The following is a 19,996-nucleotide window of genomic DNA, read 5'->3' as shown; positions in this document are numbered from 1 at the left end:
AGAGCACAAAATAATCAAATCTCAGTCCTCCCGATTTTGGCAAAAAACCTTAAGTAATCTTTTAATCAGGAAAAAGTACAGTTTGTTTTTTTCCACCTGATTTAAAATCTCGTTCACCTGATCAGCTTCTACCCCGCCGACAAAATGCCGTGTAATCAGATCTCAGTACTGAACTTTCCACTAACCCTGTATTGACTGAAAAATGATCGATCAAGAATCTCATTTAGGTAGAGCGTAAAGAGATGTAAACCTGCCAGAGGTCACATTTCGGCATAAAAACAGACCGGACAGCGGGGGGCTGCCCGGTACGCGAGGTTATTTCACGGGAGATAAGCTGGCGCTTCCCACCGTCCGTCTTGTGGCATCGCCTCCCCACACCTGGTCATACTCATAACCCGTCAACTGCTTGATTATCAGGCGGGTTTTGGCGTCGCAGTCGCGGTAATCTCCGCCCAATTTCCGGCGGGCAATCTCCTTGAGCAGCAGCTTATGCGTCTCGCGGGTGAGCTTAAATTTGTAGGTGGTAAAGAAGCTCACCGCCAGAAGGGCTGCCGTTGCGAAGATCATCAGGCCGATAATTGCCCCCAGCGCGCTTTCTGGCTGTGCGCCGCTGCCCTTCACGAAGCCGGACTTCTGCAGCACAAGGCCAATAATCATGATGGCAATTGCCACGGTGCTTTTGCGGGTCAGAACCATCACGCCGGCAAAAATCCCTTCGCGGCGCTGCTGCGTCACCATCTCGTCGATATCCGGAATAAAGCTGTAGATGTTCCACGGAATATAGTAGAGGCCAGAGCGTGAAGCGCCCAGCAGGATAAAGACCGCCGAGAACAGCAGCGTCGGCACCTGCGTTTTGGTGAGGTAGACCGTAAACAGGAATACCAGCACGCAGAAGATACAGCCGTAGGAGAGGCGCAGAGCGGCTGAAGGGGTAACATTCAGCCGGTTCAGCAGTAGCATAAACCCGTACGTGCCGGGTACCGAGGCGAAGGCCGCAATGCTCAACCAGCCGGATACCGCAGCCGCATCCTGGCTCAGACAGTACACGACGTAATAAGTAAACACCGAACCGAATACGTCCATCGCCGTAAACGAAAAGATATAAATAATAATATGCAGGCGGAACGCGCGAATGCGGAATGAGGAAAAGAGATCCAGTACCAGATATTTCAGGTGATTAAGTATTCCGCTGCTGCGCTGGTTATCCACCTTAAAATCGGATTCCTGCTGCACATCTTTGGCTTCCCAGGTGGTGTACCAGGTAATAAATACCGCGATGCAAAATACGCAGGAAAATATCAGCCCGGTGAGGGTATAGGTAAACGGATTATCTTTCCCCGTGAACTGCATGATCACGCCGGGGACGGAAACCGCAAGGAAACCACCCAGTTGGGAGCAGATCATACGCACGCCGGAGAGGCGGCTACGCTCTTCATAGCGGTTTGTCATTTCCGCCGCCAGCGTCTCCCAGGGCACCAGCACCATCGCCGACAGCAATTCGATCGAGAGATAGGTTCCCAGGTAATACCAGTAGCCCATATCCGTCAGCCACAGCAGGGCATACAAAAACATTAATGGGGCGCTGAGTAATAAAAAGAAGCGGCGACGGCCAAATTTACGGCCGAGCCAGGTATTGCCGAAATTATCGGTGATATAGCCCATAATCGGGCTTAAGAGTGCATCAATGACGCGGGCAATCGCGAATATCGAACCCGCTTCAATAACCGAGAGTCCGCAATAGGTGGTGTAAAAAAATAGCAGCCAGGTGCCGATAATGGCGAAAGCGCCTCCGCCAAACAGATCGGTTACGCCGTAGCCAAGCGCTACGCCATAACCAACTCTACGTTCAGTTGGTTTGACCATAATAATATCCAGTGTAGGGTAATGATTAACCTGTTTTCAGGTCGTATTTTTATTTACTGCTGGACGACACATTACGTTCTAATTATTGATATCTATCCATTGTCTCAATTGAGATGAGCGATAAAGGGCCTCCACAAGCGCGAGTGATTTTCCGGCAGAATGGATATCGGTGTAGTCCGTTTCTCCCGAGTGATTAATGGCGTGATAAAAACGGCGGATCGCCTGCTGATGTCCCAGCCCCCAGTAGCTTTTGACCGAGCCGTCAGGGGAATCATCGCTCACCAGCCTGCGACGCTCGCCGGGGGTGATGCGCCAGAGCACGTTGTCATTCAATAACAGCGAACCCCGTTCGCAGTGGATTTCCAGCCAGAGAGGGGAATCCACGGTATTGCAGTTGCTGGCATAAAACAGGCCGCGCGCGCCGTTGGCAAAGTGCAGCGTCGCCATTGCGCTGTCTTCCCCTTCGGTGACGTCCGCCAGTTCACCGCTATCCAACACGCCTTTCAAACGCGTCACGCCGCCGGTGAACCACTGCATCAGGTCAAGGGTATGGATCGCCTGGTTGATCAGCAGGCTGCCGCCTTCCGTTGCCAGCCGTCCACGCCACGGGCTTTCGGTGTAATACGCCCCCGAGCGTGACCACGTCAGCACCGCTTTCATACTGAGCATCTTCCCCAGTTCGCCATCGTTCAGCGCCTGACGGATGCGCAGGCTGGTGGGGTTGAGCCGGTTCTGATAGCAAACGCCAAGCAGGCCTGGAGCCTGCTCAACGGCGCGGGCGATATCGTCGAGCTCGCTGCTGTTCATCCCTACCGGTTTTTCGCAGAACACATGCTTCCCGGCAGAGAGTGCATCCAGGATCATACGTTTATGTTCGAAATGCGGCGTGCAGATATGGACCACGTCGATGGCATCATCCCGCAGCATTTCCCGGTAATCCTGATAAAAACGGCACTGGTAATCCATCGCCAGCTTCAGTCCTTTGACGCTGTCGATGTCTACCAGCGCGCGCAGCGCGACGTTGGGGATCTGGCGTAAGGCGTTCACATGGCAGCCGTGAATCGCGCCGGCGCCGATAACCGCCGTGTTCAGGATCGTCATCGTTACCTCCCGTTATGCCGTCGCGTTGGCCAGCATCTGTGCCTTCACGCAGAGCTCCGCCGCCTTGAAGGCGTGCGACTGCGTCATGGCGTTTTCGGTACGGTGCAGGCAGTCGAGGATCAGTTCCCCAAAGAACGGGAACCCGACCTGCCCAGCCACCGGATAACGGAATTCCCCCTCTTTATTGACCAGGTAAACCACGTCCTGCTCGCCGCGAGTGAGATCGACATATTTACGGATTTCGATATAGCCTTCGGTGCCGAGCAGCGTCAGGCGGCCGTCGCCCCAGGTTGAGAGCCCGTCCGGGGTGAACCAGTCGCAGCGGAAATAGCCGCTGGCGCCGTTTTCTCCTTTCAGCATGGCATCGCCAAAATCTTCAAATGCCGGGTACTGCGGGTGTTTAACGTTGCGAACCTGGCTTGCCACCACGGAGGCCTCGCTGTTTCCGGTGTAAAACAGGAATTGCTCAATCTGGTGGCTGCCGATATCGCACAGAATGCCGCCGAAGTAACGACGATCGTAGAACCAGTCCGGGCGACCGGTGCCTTCCCGGTGCGGGCCGGTTCCCAGGGTTTGCACGACACGGCCAATCGCGCCCTGCTGCACCAGCTGTCCGGCAAAAACCGCACTCTCTACGTGCAGGCGTTCGCTGTAGTACACCGCGTATTTCTTCCCGGTTTTCTCCACCATCGCTTTAGCGTCGGCCAGCTGTTCAAGGGTGGTGAGCGGTGCTTTATCCGTGAAGTAGTCCTTGCCCGCCGCCATTGCTTTCAGCCCCAGCGCGCAGCGTTCGGACGGGATGGCCGCACCCGCAACCAGACGCACCTCGTCGTCGTTGAGTATCACCTCCAGCGACTCCGCCACTTTTGCCTGCGGGTACTGCTGGATAAATTTATCTACTTTTGCCGGGTCAGGGTCGTACACCCACTTCAGCGTGGCGCCGGCTTCAATCAGGCCGTTACTCATCCCGTAGATATGGCCGTGGTCGAGCGCGGCGGCGGCAAACACAAACTCTCCTTCCCTGACAACGGGCTGCGGTTTGCCCACCGGGGCGTAGTTCATTCCGTCATTTTTGTTCATGCTGATACTCCTCGATCCAGATCTTTACCCAGAGGGATAGCGCCCACTTCGCTGAAGTTGGCGACGCTTGCAGATTTTTCATAAAAACGGGGGGCGAGGGCGTTGGTCCCGCCGGCGCGATAAAACGGGTCATCGCGCTGAATCGGCAGCGAAACTACGCTCCGGATAATGGCGGATTTATAGATCGCGGTAATCAGCTCCAGCGAGCGTTTGCCCTGTAACCCATCCACTAACGGCGCCGTGCCGTGCTCGATGGCATAAAGCAGATCGTTAATCTGCCCGGCGTGCAGCGTCCATTCGAGTTTCCGGGTGTCGTGAAAAACGGCGTTGAGCTGCGCTTCTCGCGACAGATCGTTAGTTTCCTGCGGGAAGCCATTATCGGCACTGACGCTGGCGAAGGCCTGCCACGGCGCGGAGATGCGCGCCTTATCGCCCTGAATGACGATCTTCTGATCTTCCCCGTGGTGCACAACAGAGGCGGTAAGCTGCGCGAGCGCGCCGCCGGGGTATTTGAAAATTGCCGCGCTGAGGTCTTCCACTTCGGCGTTGTCGTGCGCCACGTTGGTCATCATCGCCACCACCTCTGACGGGAAGCCGAGCATCCACTGAATGGCGTCGATATGGTGTACCGCGTGGTTCAGGGTGCAGCCGCCGCCCTCTTTTTCCCAGGTGCCGCGCCACCACAGGTCGTAGTAGCAGTGTCCGCGCCACCAGAGCGAATCCACCTGCGCGTGGCAAATCTTCCCGGCGAGCCCCGATTCCAGCGCGGCTTTTAAGCGCCAGAAGGCATCGGTAAAACGGTTCTGGGCAATGATGGAGAGCGTCTTGCCGCTGGCCTTTTGTGCGGCGATCATCGCGTCGCACTCCTCCAGCGAGGCGGCCATCGGTTTTTCGCACAGCACGTGGCAACCCGCGTGCAGGGCATCAATGCTGATTTCTGCATGGACGTAAGGCGGGGTGCATACGTCGACGATGTGGATATCCGCCTCTGACGCCAGCATCTGCTGGTGGCTTTCATACACGCGCGCATCTGTCAGGCCGTAGCGCGTTTTTTTCTCGTGGGCTTTTTCCGGGTAGATATCGACCAGCGCGACGATCCGGCAGCGCTGGTCAAACTGCAAATAGCCCTGAATATGGTTATGGGAGATATTCCCTGTTCCCACGATGGCGACATTTAACATCGTTTTATCTCCGAAGTTACCAGGTGCCAGAGGCGTCCAGCGTGACGCTGGCGGTCTCTTTAGCTACTGAGGTGCTGATACGCTGTTGAAGCAGGCGCAGATACTGTTTCTCGTTGAGCGGCAGGTCGACCCAGTCGTCTGTCCAGGTGGAGAGGTGCATGGCGTTGGAGAGCGTCAGCCCGCGGATCCCATCCAGACCCGGCGCAATCAGCGGCTCGCCGCGAAGGATGGCGGCACAGAAGTTGGCGGTAATAACGTGATGATCGCTGCATTCCGGGGCGACGGGGAGCGTCACCTCCCAGCATTCAGGTTCACCGAAGCCGTTTTGCCAGCGGGCGTTGAAGGCGGTTTCGGACTCACGCAGCCGCCAGTAGCGCAGCTTGCCCTCTTCGACGACCACCTTGCCGCGGTCGCCGACGATTTCCAGCCGGTTGGTACCCGGCGTTTCCGCCACGGTGGTGATAAACACGCCGGTCGCGCCGTTGGCATACTCAGCGTAGGCGGTGACCTCGTCTTCCACTTCGATATCGCGATGCTTGCCGAACTGACAGAACGCGCGCAGGCGGACCGGCATCCCCACCAGCCACTGCCAGAGATCGAGCTGATGCGGGTCCTGGTTGAGCAGCACGCCGCCGCCTTCTCCTTTCCAGGTGGCGCGCCAGCCGCCGGAGTTGTAGTAGCTCTGCGAGCGATACCAGTTGGTGATGATCCAGTTGGAGCGGCGGATCTCACCCAGCTCGCCGCTGTCGATAAGATCTTTCACCTTCAGGTAAAGCGGATTGGGGCGCTGGTTGTACATGATGCCAAACACCACGTCGCACTCCCGGGCGCAGGAGTTCATCTCCTGCACCTGCGCCGTATATACGCCTGCCGGTTTTTCACACAGGGTGTGTATGCCGTTGCGCATCGCCAGCATCGACAGGCGCGGATGCTCGTAGTGCGGCGTCGCGACAATCACCGCGTCGATAAGCCCGCTCTGGAGCATCTCCTGCGCGTCGCTGAATAACGGGAGGGTGCCGACCAGTTGGCGAATAGCCGGGTGCTTTTCAACGGCATTATCGCAAACTGCCGTCAGGCAGGCGTCGCTGACCGTACCCGCCAGTAAATAGCGTGCGTGGACCGTACCGATATTACCTATTCCAATAATGCCAAAACGTACCTTCTCCATGTCACACCTTAATTTCTGTTGAAAAGAAGTGATGACCGGAAAATAGGAAAGGCGAGCCGCAGCGACAATGTGTTTTTGTGAGAATACTCGCAAGGTGGTTAAGTAATCTCCAGGCTTTTTGAAATTTGGTTTTAAAATCAAAAGGCTGTTTCTGCAAATATTTGCAAAAACTGAATGAGAGCGAGGTCACACTATGCCCGGCAGGTTAAAAATGGAGGAAATTGCGGCCCTGACGGGCTTTTCCGTCAGCACGGTTTCGCGGGTGTTAAGCGGCAAATCGTATACCAGCGATAAAGCCCGGGAGGCGATCGTTCGCACCGCACGAGAATTAGGCGTACTGGAGTCAATGGCGAGCGGCAGACTATTAATTAACGGTATCGCTGTTTTTGCACCAGAAAGAACCTTTCAGGGACGCGGGGATATTTTTTATCTGGAGGTGACGAAAGGGATTGCTGAAGCCTGCGCGCGGCACAACGTGTGGGTCAGCTGCTGTGGATTAGAAGAGCAGCACGCCGATGTGAAATTATTTATGGAAAAGGCCAGCCAGAAGAATATCAACGCGATAATTATTATTGGGACTGATGATTCCACCATATTTAAACTCGCCAGTACGCTGAATAAGCCCTGCGTATTAATTAATTCCGTTGACCGGGATAGTGAGCTGGATGCCGTTTCGCCCGATCACCGGGCGATTGGCTTTACCGCCATGCAGTATCTTTTTGAGCAGGGACATCGGCGGGTACTCACGCTCACCTGCCTGCGGCGAGAAACGCTGTATGCGCGTCTGGACGGCATTAAAGAGGGGTACCGCCATTTTCACGTGGCCTTTGATCCCCAGCGAGATTTGCTGGTGACGGAGTGGTTTACCGCAGAGGAGGCCGAGCGGGCGCTGGATGCGTGGCTGATGAATCATGACAGATCCCAGTGGCCGGAGGTTATTTTCCCGAACAGCACCAGTATGGTGGAGGGGGTAGTCAGGGTGTTAACCCGCCACGGGCTGCGCATTCCGGAAGACATTTCGCTGATTACGACCGATTTTGCATGGAACCTGGCGCACCGTCTGGAAAAACCGGTCACGGGCGTGACGGTGCCCTGTCGCGAGCTGGGGATTGAAGCCGTACACCTGCTGCAAACGCGGCTCAACCGGCCGCAGGCGCCGGTCTTTAACCTGCTGCTGCAGGGGAAGGTAATGGACTACGGTTCGGTCAGTAACGCCACGCGCCACGCGGCTCGCGTGGCGCTGGAACGCTAATCATGCTAGCTGTGGCGGCAGACAGACGCCGATGCCCCCGATACCGCAGTAGCCGTACGGATTTTTGTGCAGGTACTGCTGGTGATCGTCCTCGGCATAGTAGAACGGTTTCGCGGCGGCGATCTCTGTCGTCACGTCGCGCGTATCACCCGCTTCACGCATGGCCTGCTGGAAACGCTCAAGACTGGCGCGCGCGGCGGCATCCTGCTCAGGCGTGAGCGGATAAATCGCCGAGCGGTACTGCGTGCCGTGGTCGTTGCCCTGACGCATGCCCTGGGCCGGGTCGTGGTTTTCCCAGAAGACCTGCAGGAGCTGTTCGTAGCTAATGACCGCAGGGTCATACACCACGCGGACCGCTTCCGCATGCCCGGTTTCGCCGGAGCAGACTTCGCGGTAGGTTGGGTTCGGCGTGTAACCGCCCGTGTAGCCGGCCGCGGTGCTGTACACGCCGGGCAACTGCCAGAAGAGGCGCTCAACGCCCCAGAAGCAGCCCATGGCGAACAGGGCGATTTCCATTCCATCCGGCACGTTGGTCATTGAATGGTTGTTGACGGCGTGTAAGGTTGCCACAGGCATAGGGGTGTTGCGTCCCGGTAATGCATCAGCTTGTGAAACCAGATGCTTTTTGTCGAATAAACTCACGATGGGGCCTCCCGGGGTGCGATGTTTCGGTTAAGGTTGTCACGAAGCGTTTAATTGAACACAATAAATGCGCTGAATGAGACTAGATTTAATCATAAGAAATATTTGGGTGTTACACCCGTTTTCAACCCACGATTTGGGTTTTTGGCTACCAGGCCGTATTTTGCCGCACAGCGGCGCTTCATTTGCTTCCAGGGTGGAAAAGGGATATTCAGGAGAAAACGTGACAAAAATCCGCCAGTTATGTTTAGTCAGTGTGTTGCTGACAAGCGGGGTTGCCAGCGCGGCGAATGTCCGTTTGCAGGTTGAGGGGTTATCCGGGGCGCTGGAAAAAAACGTGCGTGCGCAGCTGTCGACCATCCAGAGTGATGAGGTGACGCCGGACCGGCGTTTTCGTGCGCGCGTGGATGATGCGATCCGTGAAGGGCTAAAAGCGCTGGGGTATTACGAACCCACCATTGATTTCGATCTCCGCCCGCCGCCAAAGAAGGGGCGTCAGGTGCTTATTGCCCGCGTCTCACCGGGTGAGCCGGTGCTGATCGGTGGCACGAACGTCATCCTGCGCGGCGGCGCGCGTACCGACCGGGATTACCTGGATCTGCTCAGCACGCGGCCAAAAGTCGGCACCGTGCTCAATCACGGCGACTACGACCACTTCAAAAAAGAGCTGACGAGCGTCTCCCTGCGCAAGGGCTATTTCGACAGCCAGTTCAATAAAAGCCAGCTGGGCATTGCGCTGGATCGACGTCAGGCCTTCTGGGATATCGACTATGACAGCGGGGAACGCTACCGCTTTGGCGATGTGACGTTTGAAGGTTCGCAAATTCGTGAAGAGTACCTGCAAAACCTCGTGCCGTTCAAAAAAGGCGATTACTACCAGTCGAGCGACCTGGCGGAGCTGAACCGTCGTCTTTCTGCTACCGGCTGGTTTAACTCAGTGGTTGTCGCACCGGAATTTGATAAGTCTCGCAAAACCAAGGTGTTGCCGCTGCATGGCGTTGTCTCGCCGCGCACCGAGAACACCATTGAGACCGGTGTTGGCTACTCGACGGACGTCGGCCCGCGCGTGAAGGCCACCTGGAAAAAGCCGTGGATGAACTCTTACGGTCACAGCCTGACCACCAGCGCCAGCATTTCCGCCCCGGAACAGCAGCTTGATTTCAGCTACAAAATGCCGCTGCTGAAAAACCCGCTTGAGCAGTACTATCTGGTCCAGGGGGGCTTTAAGCGTACCGACCTGAACGATACGGAGTCCGACTCCACCACGCTCGCGGTTTCCCGCTTCTGGGATCTCTCCAGCGGCTGGCAGCGCGCCATTAACCTGCGCTGGAGCCTGGACCACTTTACCCAGGCTAACGTTACCAACACCACCATGCTGCTCTATCCTGGGGTGATGATCAGCCGCACCCGCTCGCGCGGCGGCCTGATGCCAACCTGGGGGGATTCACAGCGTTACTCTATCGACTACTCCAATACGATGTGGGGCTCTGACGTCGACTTCACGGTGGTGCAGGCGCAAAACGTCTGGATCCGCACGCTGTATGACAAACACCGCTTTGTCATGCGCGGCAATCTCGGCTGGATTGAAACGGGCGATTTCGAGCGCGTTCCGCCGGACCTGCGCTTCTTCGCCGGGGGCGACCGCAGCATTCGCGGGTATAAGTACAAATCGATCTCGCCTGAAAACGAAAAAGGCCAGCTGACCGGGGCATCAAAACTGGCGACCGGATCGCTGGAGTATCAGTACAACGTCAGCGGCAAGTGGTGGGGCGCCATGTTTGTTGACGGTGGTGAAGCGGTGAACGATATCCGCCGCAGCGATTTTAAAACCGGCGCAGGCGTGGGCGTACGCTGGCAATCACCCGTCGGGCCCATCAAGCTCGATTTCGCCGTGCCTGTCGGCGACAAAGACGAACACGGATTACAGTTTTACATCGGTCTGGGGCCTGAATTATGAGTTTATGGAAGAAAATAAGCCTCGGGGTGCTGATTTTTATCGTGCTGCTGCTCGGTACGGTGGCGTTTCTGGTAGGAACGACGACCGGGCTGCATCTGCTGTTTAACGCCGCGAACCGCTGGGTGCCGGGGCTGGAGATTGGTCAGGTGACGGGCGGCTGGCGCGATCTGCATCTGAAGAACATCCGCTACGAGCAACCTGGCGTGGCGGTCAACGCCGGGGAATTCCATCTCGCGGTGAAGCTGGGCTGCCTTCGGGACAGTAAGCTCTGCGTGAACGATCTGTCGCTAAAAGACGTCAACGTGGCGATAGACTCAAAGAAGATGCCGCCGTCTGCGCCGGCTGAGGAAGAGGACAGCGGCCCGCTGAATCTCTCCACGCCGTACCCGATTGCGCTTTATCGGGTGGCGCTGGATAACGTCAATATCAAAATCGACGACACCACCGTGTCCGTCATGGACTTCACCTCCGGGCTGCGCTGGCAGGAGAAAAACCTCACCCTGACGCCAACCTCACTGCAGGGGTTACTGATCGCGCTGCCGAAAGTGGCGGACGTGGCGCAGGAGGAGATCGTCGAGCCGAAGATCCAGAACCCGCAGCCGGAAGAGAAGCCGCTGGGCGAAACGCTGAAAGATCTCTTCTCGAAGCCTGTCCTGCCGGAAATGACCGACGTGCATCTACCGCTGAACCTCAACATTGAGGAGTTCAAAGGCGAACAGCTGCGCCTGACCGGCGATACCGACCTGACGGTCTATAACATGCTGCTGAAAGTCAGCAGCATTGACGGCAACATGAAGCTCGACGCGCTGGATATCGACACCAACCAGGGCTCGGTGAACGCGTCAGGCAACGCCCTGCTGCGCGACAACTGGCCGGTGGATATCACCCTCAACAGCTCGCTTAATATTGAACCGCTGAAGGGCGAAAAAGTGAAGGTTAAAGTGGGCGGGGCGCTGCGCGAAAAGCTGGACGTTGGGGTGAATCTCTCCGGCCCGGTAGACATGGCCCTGCGTGCGCAAACCCAGCTGGCGGAAGCCGGGCTGCCGCTCAATCTTGAGGTGGTCAGCAAGCAGCTTTACTGGCCGTTTACCGGCGAAAAACAGTATCAGGCCGATGACCTGAAGCTGAAGCTGAGCGGAAAGATGACCGACTACACGCTCTCGTTCCGCACCGCGGTGAAGGGGCAGGACGTGCCGCCCGCCACTATCACGCTGGATGCTAAAGGCAACGAACAGCAGGTTAACCTCGACAAGCTGACCGTCGCGGCGCTGGAAGGTAAGACCGAGCTGACCGCGCTGCTCGACTGGCAGCAGGCGATCAGCTGGCGCGGCGAACTGAAGCTGGCGGGGATCAACACCGCCAAAGAGGTGCCGGACTGGCCGTCGAAGCTCGATGGTTTGATTAAAACCCGCGGCAGCCTCTACGGCGGTACGTGGCAGATGGACGTGCCGGAAATCAAGCTCACCGGGAACGTGAAGCAGAACAAGGTGAACGTTGAAGGCTCGGTGAAAGGCAACAGCTACCTGCAGTGGGTGATTCCGGGGCTGCACGTGGCGCTGGGCCGCAACACGGCGGATATCAAAGGCGAGCTGGGGGTGAAGGATCTCAATCTGGATGCCACCATCGACGCGCCGAATCTGGATAACGCCCTGCCGGGTCTGGGCGGTACGGCGAAAGGGCTCGTGAAAGTGCGCGGCACCGTGGAGGCGCCGCAGCTGCTGGCGGACATTACCGCCAACAATCTGCGCTGGCAGGAACTTAGCGTCGCCCGCGTCCGCGTGGAAGGGGATGTGAAATCCACCGATCAGATCGGCGGCAACCTGAACCTGCGCGTGGAGCGCATTTCCCAGCCGGACGTCAACATTAGCCTGGTGACTCTGGACGCCAAAGGGAACGAGAAGCAGCACGATCTCCAGCTGCGTGTGCAGGGCGAACCGGTCTCCGGCCAGCTTCACCTGACCGGCAGCTTTGACCGCAAAGAAGCGCGCTGGAAAGGGACACTGGACAACACCCGCTTCAACACCCCGGTGGGTCCGCTGGCGCTGTCGCGCTCTATTGCGCTGGACTACCGTAACGCCGAGCAGAAGATCAGCATCGGGCCACACTGCTGGACCAACCCGAATGCGGAGCTGTGCGTGCCGCAGACCATTGATGCGGGCGCGGAAGGGCGCGCGCAGATCAACCTCAACCGTTTCGATCTGGCGATGCTTAAACCGTTTATGCCGGATACCACGCAGGCAAGCGGCGTCTTCAGCGGGAAAGCCGATGTCGCCTGGGACACCACCAAAGAGGGGCTGCCACAGGGCAGCGTTACGCTCTCCGGCCGCAACGTGAAGGTGACGCAGGAGGTGAACGATGCGCCGCTGCCGGTGGCCTTCGATACCCTGAACGTCAGCGCGGACCTGCATAACAACCGTGCGGAGCTGGGATGGCTTATCCGACTGACCAACAACGGCCAGATGGACGGGCAGATACAGATTACCGATCCGCAGGGGCGGCGCAATCTGGGCGGCAACGTCAATATTCGTAACTTCAACCTGGCGATGGTGAACCCGATTTTCGCCCGCGGGGAAAAAGCCGAGGGCATGGTGAATGCCAATCTGCGTCTGGCTGGCGACGCGCAAAGCCCTCAGCTGTTCGGCCAGCTGCGGCTCAGCGGTGTGGATATCGACGGTAACTTCATGCCGTTTGATATGCAGCCCAGCCAGATCGCGATGAACTTCAACGGCATGAGCTCGACGCTGAGCGGCTCGGTATTAACTCAGCAGGGGCAAATTAACCTGAGCGGCGACGCGGACTGGAGCCAGCTCGACAACTGGCGAGCCCGTATTGCTGCGAAAGGCAGTAAGGTGCGTATCACTGTACCGCCAATGGTGCGCCTGGACGTCTCGCCGGACGTGGTCTTTGAAGCGACGCCAAGCCTCTTCACCCTGGATGGCCGCGTGGACGTGCCGTGGGCGCGCATCGTGGTTCACGAGGTACCGGAAAGCGCGGTCGGCGTCTCCAGTGATGAAGTTATGCTCAATGAAAATCTGAAACCTGCCGAAGAGAAGAGCGCTGGCATACCGATTAATAGTAACCTTATCGTGCACGTGGGGAATAACGTGCGGTTGGATGCGTTTGGGCTGAAGGCGAGGCTCACGGGCGACCTGAAAGTGGCGCAGGATAAGCAAGGGCTTGGCCTGAACGGGCAGATCAATATCCCTGAAGGGCGTTTCCACGCCTATGGTCAGGATCTGATTGTCCGCAAAGGCGAGCTGCTGTTCTCCGGTCCACCGGATCAACCATTGTTGAACATCGAAGCGATTCGTAACCCGGAAGCGACGGAAAACGACGTCATTGCTGGCGTACGCGTTACCGGCTCTGCCGACGAACCGAAGGCGGAGATCTTCTCTGACCCGGCGATGTCGCAGCAGGAAGCCCTCTCTTACCTGCTGCGCGGACAAGGCCTGGACAGCGGTCAGAGCGACAGCGCGGCGATGACCTCAATGTTGGTCGGCCTGGGGGTTGCACAAAGTGGGCAGGTTGTGGGTAAAATCGGCGAGACGTTCGGCGTAAGCAATCTGGCGCTGGACACCCAGGGCGTGGGTGACTCCTCGCAGGTGGTGGTCAGCGGCTATGTACTGCCGGGTCTGCAGGTAAAATATGGTGTGGGGATCTTTGACTCACTGGCAACACTCACGTTACGCTATCGCCTGATGCCTAAGCTATATCTGGAAGCAGTGTCCGGCGTAGACCAGGCACTTGATCTGCTCTATCAGTTTGAGTTTTAGCAATGCGAATATTTGTCTACGGCAGTTTACGAACCAGGCAAGGCAACAGTCACTGGATGACCAATGCCCAGCTACTGGGGAATTACAATATCGAGAACTACCAGTTGTACAGCCTGGGCCACTATCCAGGCGCGGTTCCCGGCGAAGGAACAGTACAGGGTGAAGTTTATCGTATTGATAACGCGACACTTGCCGAACTTGATGCCTTGCGCACCAGGGGCGGTGAATACGCTCGCCAGTTGATCCAGACGCCGTACGGAAGCGCGTGGATGTATGTCTACCAGCGTCCGGTCGACGGGTTAACGCGGATTGTAAGCGGTAACTGGTTAGACAGAGACCAGTACTGAAAAACGACAACGCCACCGTAAGGTGGCGTTGTTTTTGTGTCTGGCAGTAAGAATTACTTCTTAGCAGCGCGTTCGAAGGAGGCGATGATTTCTGCTTTCGCCGCTTCTGCGTTGTCCCAGCCGTCAACCTTAACCCATTTGCCTTTTTCGAGGTCTTTGTAGTGCTCGAAGAAGTGGGCGATCTGCGCTTTCAGCAGCTCTGGCAGGTCGTTCACATCTTTAATGTGATCGTACTCTTTGCTCAGCTTGGTGTGCGGTACCGCAACCAGCTTCGCATCTTCACCCGCTTCGTCAGTCATTTTCAGCACGCCAACAGGACGGCAGCGAATGACGGAGCCTGGCTGCAGTGGGTATGGCGTTGGGACCAGCACGTCAACCGGGTCACCGTCCAGAGACAGGGTGTGGTTGATGTAGCCGTAGTTGCACGGATAGAACATTGCGGTAGACATGAAACGGTCAACGAACAGCGCACCGGTGTCTTTGTCGATTTCGTATTTGATTGGATCTGCGTTGGCCGGGATTTCGATAACAACGTAGATGTCTTCTGGCAGTTCTTTACCCGCAGGGACGTTGAGTAAGCTCATGTCGGTGTCCTTAAAAATGGATGGTAAACAAGTGGCAGGTATTATAGCCAACTCACGCCGAATGTCTCCGCCTGTTTTCGCTTTCTCTCCCCGCTAGCCCCACTTTTCAGACCGTTTCCATGACAGAAATATCCATAAACTCAGCCGCATTTTTAATGGTGAAATGAAAGCGATTACAAACTTGTGATTAACGTTTTATTCACTTTTCTGAAGTGTGATGTAACGCAATTCGTTACATATTTCATTGGCTATAGTCATTTCGCAGAACATCTTTTAACCAACAATAAACACCCCTACGAGGACGCTCATATGTGGAAGCGCTTACTTCTTGTCACAGCAGTTTCGGCAGCCATGTCGTCTATGGCGATGGCCGCTCCCTTAACCGTAGGTTTCTCGCAAGTTGGCTCTGAATCCGGCTGGCGTGCGGCAGAAACCAACGTTGCGAAAAGCGAGGCTCAGAAACGCGGTATCACCCTGAAAATCGCTGATGGTCAGCAAAAACAAGAGAATCAGATCAAAGCCGTACGCTCCTTTATCGCCCAGGGCGTGGATGCCATCTTTATTGCACCAGTGGTGGCGACCGGCTGGGAACCCGTCCTGAAGGAAGCGAAAGACGCTGAAATTCCGGTCTTCCTGCTCGACCGTTCCATCGACGTCAAAGACAAATCTCTCTATATGACCACCGTCACCGCTAATAACGTGCTTGAAGGGCAGTTAATTGGCGACTGGCTGATTAAACAGGTCGACGGCAAGCCGTGTAACGTCGTTGAGCTGCAGGGCACCGTCGGTGCCAGCGTGGCCATCGACCGTAAGAAAGGGTTTGCTGAGGCCATTGCCAAAGCGCCAAACATCAAGATTATCCGCTCCCAGTCCGGCGACTTTACCCGCAGTAAGGGTAAAGAGGTCATGGAGAGCTTTATCAAGGCTGAAAACAACGGCAAGAACATCTGCATGGTTTACGCCCACAACGATGACATGGCGATCGGCGCAATTCAGGCCATTAAAGAAGCGGGCCTGAAGCCGGGCAAAGACATCCTCACCGGCTCTATCGACGGCGTGCCTGACATCTATAAAGCAATGATCGATGGTGAAGCCAACGCCAGCGTGGAGCTTACGCCAAACATGGCGGGCCCGGCATTCGACGCGCTGGAGAAATTCAAGAAAGACGGCACGATGCCTGAGAAGGTGACCGTCACCAAGTCCACGCTCTACCTGCCGGATACGGCGAAAGAAGAGTTAGAGAAGAAGAAAAATATGGGCTACTGATCCAGTGAAATTGCCGGGTGGCGCTGCGCTTACCCGGCCTACGGGAACGTGGCGGGGACGTGAATATGAAAACTGAACAACACCAGGAAATCCTCCGCACAGAGGGCTTAAGCAAATTCTTCCCTGGCGTAAAGGCGCTGGATAACGTCGATTTCAGCCTGCGGCGCGGTGAGATCATGGCGCTGCTGGGCGAGAACGGCGCGGGCAAATCAACGCTGATTAAATCTCTGACCGGCGTGTATCAAGCCGATCGCGGCACCATCTGGCTGGAAGGTAACGCCATTTCGCCAAAAAATACCGCCCATGCCCAGCAGCTGGGGATCGGGACGGTTTACCAGGAAGTGAACCTGCTGCCGAATATGTCGGTGGCGGATAACCTGTTTATTGGCCGCGAGCCACGCCGCTTTGGCCTGCTGCGCCGCAAAGAGATGGAGGCGCGGGCCACGCAACTGATGGAGTCGTACGGCTTCTCCCTCGACGTTCGCGAGCCGCTGAACCGCTTTTCCGTGGCGATGCAGCAGATCGTCGCCATCTGTCGGGCGATCGATCTCTCGGCAAAGGTGCTGATCCTCGACGAACCCACTGCCAGCCTCGATATCCAGGAAGTGGAGATGCTCTTTACCCTGATGCGCCAGCTGCGCGATCGGGGCGTGAGCCTGATCTTCGTCACGCACTTCCTCGATCAGGTGTATGAGGTGAGCGATCGCATTACGGTGCTGCGCAACGGCAGCTTTGTCGGCTGCCGCGAAACCCGCGAGCTCCCGCAGATAGAGCTGGTGAAAATGATGCTGGGCCGCGAGCTGGAAACTAACGCCCTTCAGCGCGCAGGGCGCACGCTGCTGAGCGAGAAGCCGGTCGCCGCGTTCAGCGATTACGGTAAAAAAGGGGTGATCTCGCCGTTTAACCTTGAAGTGCGGCCCGGTGAAATTGTCGGGCTGGCGGGCCTGTTAGGCTCAGGACGAACCGAAACCGCCGAGGTGATCTTCGGGATCAAGCCAGCGGACAGCGGCAGCGCGATGATCAAAGGCAAACCGCAAACCCTGCGATCGCCGCATCAGGCGTCGTGTCTGGGCGTCGGCTTCTGCCCGGAAGACCGGAAAACGGACGGAATTATTGCCGCCGCCTCGGTGCGCGAAAATATCATCCTGGCCCTGCAGGCGCAGCGCGGCTGGCTACGCCCGATCCCCCGTAAAGAGCAAAACGCGATCGCCGAGCGCTTTATCCGCCAGCTCGGCATCCGCACCCCGAGCGCGGAACAGCCGATTGAGTTCCTCTCCGGCGGTAACCAGCAGAAGGTGCTGCTCTCCCGCTGGTTGCTGACCAAACCCCAGTTCCTGATCCTCGACGAGCCGACGCGCGGTATCGACGTGGGCGCGCACGCCGAAATTATCCGGCTTATCGAAACGCTCTGTGCGGACGGGCTGGCCCTGCTGGTTATTTCGTCCGAGCTGGAAGAGCTGGTGGGCTATGCCGATCGCGTCATTATCATGCGCGATCGCAAACAGGTGGCAGAGATCCCGCTGGATAAGCTGTCCGTTCCGGCAATCATGAATGCCATCGCGGCGTAAGGAGTGAATCGTGATGTCCCGTTCGCTTTCGCAAACCGGTGAGTCAAAGCGCCGCTTTAGCTGGCCAACCGGCACGCCGCAAATTGCGGCGCTGCTGGTCGTGCTGCTGGTAGATAGCCTTGTCGCACCGCATTTCTTCCAGATCGTCGTGCAGGATGGCCGCCTGTTTGGCAGCCCGATCGATATTTTAAACCGTGCTGCGCCCGTGGCGCTGCTGGCGATTGGGATGACGCTGGTGATCGCCACCGGCGGGATTGACCTCTCCGTCGGCGCGGTAATGGCAATCGCCGGCGCTACCGCTGCCTCCATGACCGTGGCCGGACACAGCCTGCCGGTGGTACTGCTGGCGGCATTGGGCACCGGGGTGCTGGCCGGACTATGGAACGGCATTCTGGTCGCGGTGCTGAAAATTCAGCCCTTTGTCGCCACCCTTATCTTAATGGTGGCCGGGCGCGGGGTGGCGCAGCTGATTACCTCCGGACAGATTGTCACCTTCAACTCGCCGAGCCTGGCGTGGATCGGCAGCGGCAATCTCCTGTTCTTCCCGACACCGGTGATCGTTGCGCTGATCACGTTAGTGGTGTTCTGGCTCTTCACCCGCAAAACGGCGCTCGGCATGTTCATTGAGGCGGTGGGGATCAACATTCGTGCGGCACGAAATGCCGGGGTCAACACCCGGCTGATGGTGATGCTGACCTACGTGCTGAGCGGCGTGTGTGCCGCCATCGCCGGGGTCATCGTCGCGGCAGATATTCGCGGGGCCGATGCCAACAACGCCGGGCTCTGGCTGGAGCTGGACGCGATCCTAGCGGTGGTGATCGGCGGCGGGTCGCTGATGGGCGGGCGTTTTAACCTGCTGCTCTCGGTGATAGGCGCGCTGATCATTCAGGGCATGAACACCGGGATCCTGCTTTCGGGGTTCCAGCCGGAACTCAACCAGGTGGTAAAAGCGGTGGTCGTGCTTTGCGTGCTGATCGTCCAGTCGCCGCGCTTTGTCAGCATCATTAAGGGGATCCGTGGCCATGATAAAACGTAATTTACCGTTAACGATCACGCTGGGCGTGTTTGTGCTGGGGTATCTCTACTGCCTCACTCAATTCCCTGGTTTTGCCTCGACGCGCGTGATCTGCAATATTCTGACCGATAACGCCTTTTTAGGCATCATCGCGGTCGGGATGACCTTTGTGATCCTCTCCGGCGGGATCGATCTCTCCGTTGGCTCGGTGATCGCGTTTACGGGGGTATTCCTCGCGAAGGCGATCGGCTTCTGGGGCATCTCTCCGCTGGTGGCGTTTCCGCTGGTGCTGGCGATGGGCTGCGCGTTTGGCGCTTTTATGGGGCTGCTGATCGACGCGTTAAAAATCCCGGCGTTTATCATTACCCTCGCGGGAATGTTCTTCCTGCGCGGGGTGAGCTATCTGGTGTCGGAAGAGTCGATTCCGATTAACCATCCGGTGTACGACACGCTCTCCAGCCTGGCGTGGAAAATTCCCGGCGGCGGCCGCCTGAGCGCGATGGGGCTGCTGATGCTCGGCGTGGTAGTGATTGGCATCTTCCTCGCCCACCGCACCCGGTTCGGCAATCAGGTTTACGCCATCGGCGGCAACGCTACGTCGGCAAACCTGATGGGGATCTCGACCCGCAGCACCACCATCCGCATCTATATGCTCTCGACCGGCCTGGCGACGCTGGCGGGTATCGTCTTCTCGGTGTATACCCAGGCGGGTTATGCCCTTGCAGGCGTAGGCGTGGAGCTGGATGCGATTGCCTCGGTGGTTATCGGCGGCACGCTGCTCAGCGGCGGGGTAGGAACGGTGCTGGGGACGCTGTTCGGCGTGGCGATCCAGGGGCTGATTCAGACCTATATCAACTTCGACGGCACGCTCAGTTCATGGTGGACGAAGATCGCCATCGGCATTCTGCTGTTTATTTTTATCGCGCTCCAGCGCGGCCTGACGGTGCTCTGGGAGAACCGTCAAAGCTCGCCTGTTACCCGCGTAAACACATCAGTAACAGAGCGATAACACGCTGAATTTGCTTAAAGTCTATACACTAAATCATTCAAGCTGCATCAAGGCGGCAAGTCTGAGAATCCCCAGGAGCTTACTAAGGTAAGTGACTGGGGTGAGCAGACGCAGTCAACGCAGAGGCAGCTTGAAGGATGACGTGTATAAACATTTACCGGTAGCGGCCGATACTCTTCTTTTATGCCCA

The 19,996-nt window shown here is 57.3% G+C and carries 15 protein-coding genes; 8 read left to right on the top strand and 7 right to left on the bottom strand.

The genetic code is table 11. The features are described 5' to 3' along the window. Positions 1-315: 315 nt before the first annotated feature. The 5 genes from AB8818_RS14880 to AB8818_RS14860 form a co-directional block, all read right to left on the bottom strand. Entirely contained in the window at positions 316-1,863 is a 1,548-nt protein-coding gene (locus tag AB8818_RS14880) for an MFS transporter (protein ID WP_192981769.1), read from the bottom strand. A 78-nt stretch (positions 1,864-1,941) separates the two neighbouring features. Beyond that, the gene (locus tag AB8818_RS14875; RefSeq protein ID WP_192981771.1) at positions 1,942-2,964 is read right to left on the bottom strand and encodes a Gfo/Idh/MocA family protein; all 1,023 of its coding nucleotides are present in this window, start codon (positions 2,962-2,964) and stop codon (positions 1,942-1,944) included. 12 nt (positions 2,965-2,976) lie between these two features. Next, positions 2,977-4,044: a Gfo/Idh/MocA family protein gene (locus tag AB8818_RS14870; RefSeq protein WP_192981773.1), complete on the bottom strand. Its 1,068-nt coding sequence runs from the start codon at positions 4,042-4,044 to the stop codon at positions 2,977-2,979. Beyond that, entirely contained in the window at positions 4,041-5,225 is a 1,185-nt protein-coding gene (locus AB8818_RS14865) for a Gfo/Idh/MocA family protein (RefSeq protein ID WP_192981775.1), read from the bottom strand. Before AB8818_RS14865 ends, AB8818_RS14870 begins: the two co-directional genes overlap by 4 nt. A 16-nt stretch (positions 5,226-5,241) precedes the next feature. After that, positions 5,242-6,393 carry a Gfo/Idh/MocA family protein gene (locus AB8818_RS14860; RefSeq protein WP_192981777.1) on the bottom strand — a complete coding sequence of 384 codons (1,152 nt, stop codon included), beginning with the start codon at positions 6,391-6,393 and terminating at the stop codon, positions 5,242-5,244. Between the two features lie 193 nt (positions 6,394-6,586). Here AB8818_RS14860 and AB8818_RS14855 point away from each other — a divergent pair, with 193 nt between their 5' ends. Then, positions 6,587-7,645 (top strand): LacI family DNA-binding transcriptional regulator, encoded by a 1,059-nt coding sequence (locus AB8818_RS14855; protein WP_192981779.1) that lies wholly within the window; start codon positions 6,587-6,589, stop codon positions 7,643-7,645. On the opposite strand, the gene msrA is transcribed toward AB8818_RS14855, so the two are convergent. Next, a complete protein-coding gene (gene msrA / locus AB8818_RS14850; RefSeq protein ID WP_116343585.1) occupies positions 7,646-8,287 on the bottom strand; it encodes a peptide-methionine (S)-S-oxide reductase MsrA in 642 nt (213 codons plus the stop codon). A gap of 223 nt (positions 8,288-8,510) precedes the next feature. Here msrA and tamA point away from each other — a divergent pair, with 223 nt between their 5' ends. From tamA to AB8818_RS14835, 3 genes are read left to right on the top strand one after another with little or no spacing between them, the layout of a single operon-like run. Further along, positions 8,511-10,244: an autotransporter assembly complex protein TamA gene (tamA, locus tag AB8818_RS14845; protein WP_116343584.1), complete on the top strand. Its 1,734-nt coding sequence runs from the start codon at positions 8,511-8,513 to the stop codon at positions 10,242-10,244. After that, positions 10,241-14,017: an autotransporter assembly complex protein TamB gene (tamB, locus tag AB8818_RS14840; RefSeq protein ID WP_192981790.1), complete on the top strand. Its 3,777-nt coding sequence runs from the start codon at positions 10,241-10,243 to the stop codon at positions 14,015-14,017. The genes tamA and tamB overlap by 4 nt, the downstream gene beginning before the upstream one ends. Before the next feature lie 2 nt (positions 14,018-14,019). After that, positions 14,020-14,364, top strand: a complete 345-nt coding sequence (locus tag AB8818_RS14835) for a gamma-glutamylcyclotransferase (protein ID WP_008501424.1) — start codon at positions 14,020-14,022, stop codon at positions 14,362-14,364. 53 nt (positions 14,365-14,417) lie between these two features. On the opposite strand, the gene ppa is transcribed toward AB8818_RS14835, so the two are convergent. After that, positions 14,418-14,948: an inorganic diphosphatase gene (ppa, locus tag AB8818_RS14830; RefSeq protein ID WP_041911466.1), complete on the bottom strand. Its 531-nt coding sequence runs from the start codon at positions 14,946-14,948 to the stop codon at positions 14,418-14,420. Positions 14,949-15,257: 309 nt separating this feature from the next. Here ppa and ytfQ point away from each other — a divergent pair, with 309 nt between their 5' ends. The 4 genes from ytfQ to yjfF all read left to right on the top strand — a co-directional run bounded on the left by ytfQ (position 15,258) and on the right by yjfF (position 19,806). Next, positions 15,258-16,214 carry a galactofuranose ABC transporter substrate-binding protein YtfQ gene (gene ytfQ, locus AB8818_RS14825; RefSeq protein ID WP_021240696.1) on the top strand — a complete coding sequence of 319 codons (957 nt, stop codon included), beginning with the start codon at positions 15,258-15,260 and terminating at the stop codon, positions 16,212-16,214. 65 nt (positions 16,215-16,279) lie between these two features. Then, the gene (gene ytfR / locus AB8818_RS14820; protein WP_192981792.1) at positions 16,280-17,782 is read left to right on the top strand and encodes a galactofuranose ABC transporter, ATP-binding protein YtfR; all 1,503 of its coding nucleotides are present in this window, start codon (positions 16,280-16,282) and stop codon (positions 17,780-17,782) included. A 10-nt stretch (positions 17,783-17,792) separates the two neighbouring features. Then, positions 17,793-18,818: a galactofuranose ABC transporter, ATP-binding protein YtfT gene (gene ytfT, locus AB8818_RS14815; RefSeq protein WP_162874996.1), complete on the top strand. Its 1,026-nt coding sequence runs from the start codon at positions 17,793-17,795 to the stop codon at positions 18,816-18,818. Continuing rightward, positions 18,805-19,806: a galactofuranose ABC transporter, permease protein YjfF gene (gene yjfF / locus AB8818_RS14810; protein WP_166709927.1), complete on the top strand. Its 1,002-nt coding sequence runs from the start codon at positions 18,805-18,807 to the stop codon at positions 19,804-19,806. Before ytfT ends, yjfF begins: the two co-directional genes overlap by 14 nt. Positions 19,807-19,996: the final 190 nt, after the last annotated feature.

The sequence above is a fragment of the Enterobacter sp. KB-280D8 genome (genome assembly GCF_041399405.1).
Lineage (GTDB): Bacteria > Pseudomonadota > Gammaproteobacteria > Enterobacterales > Enterobacteriaceae > Enterobacter > Enterobacter cloacae_N.
The sequence above is the reverse complement of the archived record's forward strand: the minus strand, read 5'-3'. Positions and strand labels throughout refer to the sequence as shown.